This window comes from Candidatus Villigracilis proximus (genome assembly GCF_016717045.1).
Taxonomy (GTDB): domain Bacteria; phylum Chloroflexota; class Anaerolineae; order Anaerolineales; family Villigracilaceae; genus Villigracilis; species Villigracilis proximus.
On record NZ_JADJUO010000039.1, the window covers coordinates 26,119 to 32,894 of the forward strand.

A 6,776-nucleotide genomic window follows, 5' to 3' on the forward strand; every position below is an offset into this window, starting at 1 on the left:
ATAGAATTTGAAAGAAACCCAACACTACACTTGAGAAACTCTACATGACAAACTCCCGCATATCCGGATTCTACAATCTGACCATCGAAGAGCGCCGCAAAAAACTGGCGGAAGCATCGAATCAGACGCCCGAAGACCTGCTCCCGTTTACGACAGGCGGACTCACCGCTGAGACAGCCGACCACATGATCGAAAATGTGATCGGGATGTATTCATTGCCGATCGGCATTGGGTTGAATTTCATGATCAACGGACGGGATGTGCTGATTCCCTTTGTAGTAGAAGAACCGTCTATTGTGGCGGGGTTTCGTTCATGGCAAAACTGGCACGCGCTGGCGGCGGATTCACCGCCACCACCACCGAGTCATTGATGATCGGACAAATGCAGCTGATCAACGTGGTCAATATGGATGAAGCGCGGTTGAAAATTTACGAGCACAAAGCCGAATTGCTGGCAAATGCTGATCGGGCAGAATCAACTCTCCGTAAGATGGGAGGCGGTGCCAAAGATTTGGAAATCCGCCTGATCGAAGAATCCCCCATTGGACCGTTCCTGGTGGTGCATCTCATCTATGATGTGAAAGATGCGATGGGCGCGAACGCGGTCAACACGGCTTGCGAAAGACTCGCGCCGCAGATCGAAGCCATCACTGGCGGAAAAGTGCATTTGCGTATTTTGTCGAATTTGTCAGATCGCAGAATGGCGCGCGCGCGTTGCACGATCCCGGTCAGCGAGTTGACAGTGGGATTCGAAACCTTCAAAGGCGAAACCGTGCGCGATGGAATTATCGCCGCGTATGCTTTCGCTGCGAGTGACCCGTACCGCGCCGCGACACACAACAAAGGCATCATGAACGGTGTGGACGCAGTGGTACTCGCCACGGGCAACGATTGGCGTGCCATCGAAGCCGGCGCACATGCGTATGCGGCGCGTTCTGGCAGATACACATCGCTATCCACCTGGGGCAAAGACGCGAACGGAAACTTGGTTGGCACAATTGAAATCCCAATGGCGGTGGGAATTGTGGGCGGCGCAACAAAGGTCCACCCGGCTGCACAAGCTGCTGTGAAATTGATGGGCATCAAAACCGCCGCCGAACTTGCAGAAATTATTGCGTGTGTTGGGCTGGCACAAAATATGGCCGCCTTACGTGCGCTCGCCACCGAAGGCATCCAACGCGGACACATGTCGCTACACGCAAGGCAAGTTGCACTCGCCGCTGGCGCTGCCGGCGAAATGATCGAGCGAGTCGCGGCGCAGATGGTGGCCGAGAAGGCGATTCGAGTGACACGAGCGGAAGAGATTTTGTTGGAAATGAAAAGCGGTTAAACACAAAGGACACAACGGAAAACCAAAAGGAAAAACTTATGGATATTTGGGATGTGCGTGCCTTTGTTTATCAACATTTCGCAGATACAACCCATGCACCCAGCGTGGACGAAACTGCAAAGCACTTTAACTTGAGTAATGAAGAAGCAGGTGAAATATATAAAGAATTAAACAATCGCCATGCATTCTTCCTTGAACCGGAAACATTAACCATTCGTATGGCAAATCCATTCTCTGCGATTCCCACGGATTTCAAAGTCCATGCGAATGGCAAGACGTACTTTGCCAACTGCGCCTGGGACATGCTCGGCATCCCCGCCGCTTTGCAGTGTGACGCGGTCATTGACGCAGTGTTCACCGAAAGCAATGAATCGGTTCAACTGAAAATTCGGGATGGAAAAGTGACGAATAGCGAATTACTCGTCCACTTTCCTGTGCCTTTTGCACATTGGTACGATGATCTGGTCTTTACTTGAGCGACGATGTTACTCTTCCGGTCGGAAGAATGGGTTGATAAGTGGTGTAAGCGAAATCATCTCGAACATGGCGAGATCCTCACGATCAATCAAGTTTGGGAACTCTCCAAACTCTGGTATGGCAATCGAATGTCTGTGGAATATCACGGGCGAAGTATCGAGCAGGTTGCAGAAATTTTTAGGCAGGCAAGATTAGTGTCAAAGTTTTGGTATTAGCAAGACCTAGACTTCGGAAGTCTCTTTTGAAGACTCCAAAGCCATAACGCATCAAGAAAGACTTCCGAAGTCTTTTCCAAAAACTAATACTCGGCTGGATAAGCGGTTTCAAACAACATTGAGGAATTAATTACGAAAAGTCAACCATCGTTATTAACAAGAATCCATACATGCACTAACTTTAGCCACCAGGTTTTAACGGCTTGATCTCTACGGATGCTGTTGTGGAAATAATGATCTTTGTGTGGAATTAGCCAAAGCCGACTTTGCAAGTGTTTTTATTTTAGACAAAGATTCTCAAACATTGGAGGTTATTGGGGGGTACGGCCAAAGCCCTGAAATTTTTACAGGACGAAAATTTCCCATTTCCGAAGGATTAGCAGGCATTTCCACAAGAACAATGAAGACTTACATTTCAAGCGACACTAAGAACGACCCTATTGCTTCTAATTCTCTCGAAGATGTCAATTCAGAAATTGCTGTACCAATTATTACGAATGGACAGGTATTAGGTGTCTTAAACTAGGAGTATTAGAACTAACAATTTCAACATCGAGCAAATCCAGATACCGAAGTCTTAACAGCAATGTTAGCAACGGCTATGGAATTGCAACGCCAAAATTACGTGTCTAAAAAATCTCCGTCAGATTCAAATAAACCTATAGCTTTTGTACTTATGCCTTTCAGAGACCCTTTCGACAAATACTATAGGGCAATCATTATGCCAGCAATTGAGGATGCAGGTCGGCGGAGTCTACGAGCCGATCAAATTTTTGGCCCAACAGAAATTGTTATGATATGGAAGGCAATAAATGAAGCTGAGATCATTATCGCCGAACTTACTACGAGAAACCCCAACGTGATGTACGAACTGGCCTTTAGTCATGCAATAGGCAAGCCTGTAATAATGTTGAGTCAAAGTCTTGGACGACCTTTTTGATTTACGAAGCCTTCGGTGCCTCTGTATGATACTGTCGACCAGATTGGGCGGAAAGCTAAAATTTAATATTAGAAAATCTATTGAATCTATATCGTCAAGGAATTTATGCCAATTTTCTGAACAACAAATCAATTTGAAATGGTGACGGTCAGCTTATCTTCACAGTTTTTACACTAAGACCAAGGAACGAATATTGTGACAACTCCACAAACACACTCCCCCACACTCCTTAAAACCCATCAAGCCGGTTGGCATTGTTGGCTATGGTGCCTATGTGCCAAGATACCGCCTTCCTGCAAAAGAAGTTGCGCGTGTCTGGACAGGCAAAAGCACTGGCCTTCCCATCAAAGAGAAAGCCGTGCCCGGCCTCGATGAAGATGTGATTACCATGTCAATCGAAGCGGCGCGGAATGCCATGCTGCGTGCTCAAATTGACCCGACAGAATTGCGTGCGGTTTGGGTCGGCTCAGAGTCGCATCCGTATGCGGTTAAGCCAACCTCAACGATCGTGGCTGAAGCGATCGGTGCAGTTCCCAACACGCAAGGCGCGGACTTTGAATTCGCGTGCAAAGCCGGCACCGAAGCAATGGTCGCCGCGATGGGAATTGTCGGCTCGGGTATGGGACATTACGCCATGGCGATCGGCATGGACACCGCGCAAGGCAAGCCCGGCGACGCGCTTGAATACACAGCAGGCGCGGGCGGCGGCGCGTACATCATCGGCCCCGCAGATGAGTCACTGGCGCTCATCAACGCTTCCTATTCATATGTAACCGACACGCCCGATTTCTGGCGCCGCGAATATCAAAAATATCCCGAGCACGGAATGCGCTTCACCGGCGAACCCGCTTATTTCAAACACATTAGCGAAGCCGCCACGCATCTCATGGAAGCCAACGGCACCACCGCCAAAGATTACAAATGGGCAGTCTTCCATCAGCCGAATACAAAATTCCCGCAAAAGGTCGCGGGTCAACTCGGGTTTTCCGCCGAACAAATCGCACCGAGTTATTAGTCCACACGATTGGGAATACCTATGCCGGCGCAGCCATGATCGGATTAACCGCCACCCTCGACATCGCCCAACCCGGTGACAGAATCCTCGTCGTATCTTTCGGATCTGGAGCCGGATCAGACGCCTTCGACATTACTGTCACTGACAAAGTCACCGAGCGCCAGGGCCGCGCGATGAAGACTCAAGAGTACATCGCCCGCCGCACAGAAATTGACTACGCCACTTATGTCCGCTATCGTGGCAAATTGGCAATGAAGTAAGAACGATTCTCAAAAAACGATATTAGATAATTCGGCATTCGAATATCGAATTATCTAATATCGTCAAACCCATAAATCAACCACGCTGGAAACCCCATGGCCTTCTTTGACCTCCCCCTCCCCGAACTCAAGACCTACCGCCCCATGCGTGAAGAACCCGCGGACTTTGACTCGTTCTGGAAATCCACTTTAGATGAAGCACGCGCATTTCCGCTTGATGCAAAATTCGAGCGCGTGGATTATGGACTCGTGGCACAGGAAACTTATGACGTCACATTCAACGGCTTTGGCGGACAACCCATCAAAGGCTGGCTGATCCTCCCCACAAACCGCACAAAGAAACTGCCTGTCGTCGTCGAATATATTGGCTACGGCGGCGGACGTAACTTTGCATTTGACTGGCTGCTCTGGTCCAGTGCGGGATATGCTCACTTCATCATGGATACCCGCGGACAAGGCAGCACCTGGTCTACGGGCGATACGCCTGATCTGTATGCTGATGGCGGCAATGCGCACTTCCCCGGCAGCATGACGAAGGGAATCCTTGACCCGAAGCATTACTATTATTATCGCCGCGTATTCACAGATGCAGTCCGAGCCATCGAAGCAGCACGCAGCCGTCCCGAAGTGGATGAAGCGCAGATCGCCGTGACGGGCGGCTCACAAGGCGGAGGCATCAGCATCGCCGCCGCAGCCCTTGTCCCAGATGTTGTCGCAGCCATGCCCGATGTGCCCTTCCTTTGTCACTATCGCCGCGCCACCGAACTCGTGGATTCCTATCCATACAAAGAGATCGCCGAATATTGCCATGTCCATCGTGACAAGGTGGATGCGGTTTTCAACACGCTTTCTTATTTTGACGGTGTTAATCTTTCGGTGCGGGCAAAAGCGAAAACATTATTCTCAACCGGATTAATGGATCAAGTCTGCCCGCCTTCAACAGTCTACGCAGCATACAATCATTGGGCCGGCGAAAAAGATATTAAGGTCTATCCATACAATGGCCACGAAGGCGGCGGAAGTTATCAAACGCTGGAGAAGGTTAAGTTTTTGAAGAAGGTATTTGGGTAAAGCGAGAATCGAAATTCGATATTCGAGAGTCGAGAATCGGATTCTACAACATACAACTGCCGAATTATCAAATATCGAATATCGTATCCAAGAATCAACACAACCAGGAAATCATCCATGACAGATGTAGTAATTGCAGGTATCGGACAAACGGAAGTTGGCGAACATTGGGAGATCAGTCTGCGTGATCTTGCTTATAAGGCGCTTCACAGCGCGCTCGAAGATTCCGGCGGACTGAAGCCGCAGGCTTTGTTCGTTGGGAATATGCTCGCGCCCAATCTTCCAATCAAGCGCATCTTGGCGCGCTGATCGCAGACTACGCCGGCCTGACCGGCATCGAAGCTGTGACTGTTGAAGCCGCAGGTGCATCAGGTGGAGCGGCGCTGCGTCAGGCCTATCTTTGCGATTGCCAGCGGCATGGTGGATGTTGCGCTTCGTGGTCGGCGTGGAAAATTTACAGACAAGATCGGCGCCGAAGTGGAAGAAGCAGTTTCCACCATCACCGATTCTGATTTTGAAGCCGTGCAAGGGATGACCACCACCGCACAAGCCGCGCTTTAGATGAAGCGTTACATGCACGAAAATAATGTCCCTGCGCATGGGCTGGTTGGTTTCGCGCTCACTGCTCACGCAAACGGCGTGGCCAATAAAAACGCCATGTTCAGAAAAGCCATTAAACCTGAGACCTATTCAAAAGCGGATATGGTCAGCGATCCGCTCAATATGTTTGACGTGGCCCCCAATGCGGATGGCGCTGCCGCGCTCGTTCTGACTCGCCGCAGCCTGCTCCCGTCCGATTTTAATAATTCACTCGTCAAGATTTCCGGCTCGGCGGCATCTTCTGATACGTTGGCATTACATGACCGAAAAGATATGCTGTACTTCGACACCGCACAACTATCCGCGGGCAAGGCTATGAAACAGGCCGGCGTGATATTAAATCAAATCGACTTCTTTGAATATCACGATGCGTTCAGTATCTACGCCGCGCTATCTTTGGAAGCAGTTGGATTCGCAATTAAAGGCAAAGGCTGGAAACTTGCAGAAGAAGGCTCGATCGGACTGAAAGGGAAAATTCCATGTGCCACAATGGGCGGCATGAAAGCCCGTGGATTCGCCGGCGGCGCTGCAGGTGTGTATCAGGCTGTCGAAGCAGTCACCCAGCTTCGAGGTCAGGCAGATGCGAATCAGATCGCGGGCGCAAAGACAGCGCTGATCCAGTCATTGGGCGGGCCGGCATCCACAGCGGTTAGTCACGTATTACAAAGGCTGGATAGGTGAAATGACCAAACATAAAATCACTCTCTTCCTAATTTGGCTGGCGTTTTTTGCACTTTGTGCGTTCTTAGGATCCTTCATCCCAGCACCTGCTGGCTAGTCTGCACTGCCCTTCCCGGCGCAACAAGGAACGATGAGACAATAAAGATTGGAGTAGACGATAGACCGTGGACAGTAAATCGTCCACGGT

The 6,776-nt window shown here is 50.0% G+C and carries 7 protein-coding genes and 2 pseudogenes; all 9 read left to right on the plus strand.

Annotated features, from left to right (window positions below; translation table 11 throughout):
- Window positions 1-44 precede the first annotated feature (44 nt).
- Window positions 45-1,330 (plus strand): annotated as a pseudogene (locus IPL71_RS25615) (hydroxymethylglutaryl-CoA reductase, degradative).
- Between the two features lie 38 nt (window positions 1,331-1,368).
- Window positions 1,369-1,806 carry an organomercurial lyase gene (gene merB / locus IPL71_RS25620; protein WP_345326613.1) on the plus strand — a complete coding sequence of 146 codons (438 nt, stop codon included), beginning with the start codon at window positions 1,369-1,371 and terminating at the stop codon, window positions 1,804-1,806.
- A gap of 460 nt (window positions 1,807-2,266) precedes the next feature.
- The gene (locus IPL71_RS25625) at window positions 2,267-2,548 is read left to right on the plus strand and encodes a GAF domain-containing protein (RefSeq protein WP_345326615.1); all 282 of its coding nucleotides are present in this window, start codon (window positions 2,267-2,269) and stop codon (window positions 2,546-2,548) included.
- 75 nt (window positions 2,549-2,623) lie between these two features.
- Window positions 2,624-2,962 (plus strand): hypothetical protein, encoded by a 339-nt coding sequence (locus IPL71_RS25630; RefSeq protein WP_345326617.1) that lies wholly within the window; start codon window positions 2,624-2,626, stop codon window positions 2,960-2,962.
- Between the two features lie 238 nt (window positions 2,963-3,200).
- A pseudogene (locus tag IPL71_RS25635) lies at window positions 3,201-4,237 on the plus strand (hydroxymethylglutaryl-CoA synthase).
- 96 nt (window positions 4,238-4,333) lie between these two features.
- Window positions 4,334-5,308: an acetylxylan esterase gene (locus tag IPL71_RS25640; RefSeq protein WP_345326619.1), complete on the plus strand. Its 975-nt coding sequence runs from the start codon at window positions 4,334-4,336 to the stop codon at window positions 5,306-5,308.
- 117 nt (window positions 5,309-5,425) lie between these two features.
- Window positions 5,426-5,617, plus strand: coding sequence for a hypothetical protein (locus IPL71_RS25645; protein WP_345326621.1), 192 nt, complete (start codon window positions 5,426-5,428; stop codon window positions 5,615-5,617).
- A 42-nt stretch (window positions 5,618-5,659) separates the two neighbouring features.
- Window positions 5,660-5,869: a hypothetical protein gene (locus IPL71_RS25650; protein ID WP_345326623.1), complete on the plus strand. Its 210-nt coding sequence runs from the start codon at window positions 5,660-5,662 to the stop codon at window positions 5,867-5,869.
- A gap of 12 nt (window positions 5,870-5,881) precedes the next feature.
- Window positions 5,882-6,589, plus strand: a complete 708-nt coding sequence (locus IPL71_RS25655) for a thiolase C-terminal domain-containing protein (RefSeq protein WP_345326625.1) — start codon at window positions 5,882-5,884, stop codon at window positions 6,587-6,589.
- The last annotated feature ends 187 nt before the right edge of the window (window positions 6,590-6,776 follow it).